Below are 1,084 nucleotides of genomic sequence, written 5' to 3'. Positions count from 1 at the left end.
GTACTCCGCGAAGCCCTCGATCCACCAGACGGTCGGGGTCGCGACGTTGGCGGCGAAGTCGCCGTACATGTCGAACCGGCCGTCGAGGTAGTGGGTGTACTCGTGGTTGAGGTTCCAGATCTGGAAGTCCGGGCGCAGCCACTCTGCCTCGTAGGCGATGAAGCGGGCCTGGTTGCCGGCGGCCGCCGGATCGCCTTCGAGGTACATGCCGCCGTTGTTGGTGTCGATGCCGTACATGGCGCCGGCGTAGGTCTGGTAGTCGGTGCTGGAGTCGAAGACCACGACCTCGATGGTGTCGTTGCGGTCGCCCGCGACGGGACCGTCGTCCTTGACGGCCTCGTGGAAGTGGGCGTCCTGTTCGCGCAGGCCGGTGCAGCTCGCGGACAGCTCGCCCGAGGTCATCTGCTGCGCCCTGATGGTGATGGCCGGGCCGCAGACGTGCGTGACCGGGAGTACGGCCCGCGCCAGTCGCGTCCGGAGGTCGCAGGTGCCGTAGGAGGAGCAGTTGGCCTTGTCGTAGTAGTCCGTCATCTCGGCGACGCCGACCCACAGCGGCGCCGTGGCGCCCGTGATCGAGCTCGCGTCGAGCAGGCCGGACACCAGGGGGCGGACCTCGGCGCGCAGCGCGGAGTGCTGCAGGAACCTGCCGAGCTCGCGTCCGGCGTTCGACGTGAGGTAGGACTGGCCGGTCCCGAGCAGCGCGAGGTGGTCGGAGGCGAAGCGGTACAGCGAGTCGACCAGACCGGGGTCCGCCCGCACGGCCGTCACGAACTCGGGCACCTGGTGGCCGCGGAACGTCACCGTGTAGACGTTGTTGACCGCGTTGAGCATCCACCAGGACGCGTTCCACGACGCGTCGTAGTCCGCCAGCAGCCGCCGCAGCACGTGGATGTAGCGGGCGTTCTCCTCGGCGCTGTCGATGAGGGTGACGGCCTCGGCGAGGGTCTCACCGTTGGCGTCGGTGACGTCCCGGGAGCGGGGACTGGCGAAGAAGGCGTCCAGGCCCGAGCGGATCGCGGTCCGCAGCGTGCCGCCGTACGCGCCCACGGCGTGTGGGTTGTGGTACTGGACGTAGTAGCCGGCC

General features: G+C 69.4%; 1 protein-coding gene. It reads right to left on the bottom strand.

What is annotated here, in order from left to right:
* Positions 1 to 1,084: collagenase (locus tag ACFW2E_RS47620; RefSeq protein WP_384478597.1), on the bottom strand; the 1,084-nt coding region annotated here is incomplete at both ends.

It is taken from the genome of Streptomyces sp. NPDC058964, from assembly GCF_042741275.1.
Taxonomy (GTDB): domain Bacteria; phylum Actinomycetota; class Actinomycetes; order Streptomycetales; family Streptomycetaceae; genus Streptomyces.
The sequence above is the reverse complement of the archived record's forward strand: the minus strand, read 5'-3'. Positions and strand labels throughout refer to the sequence as shown.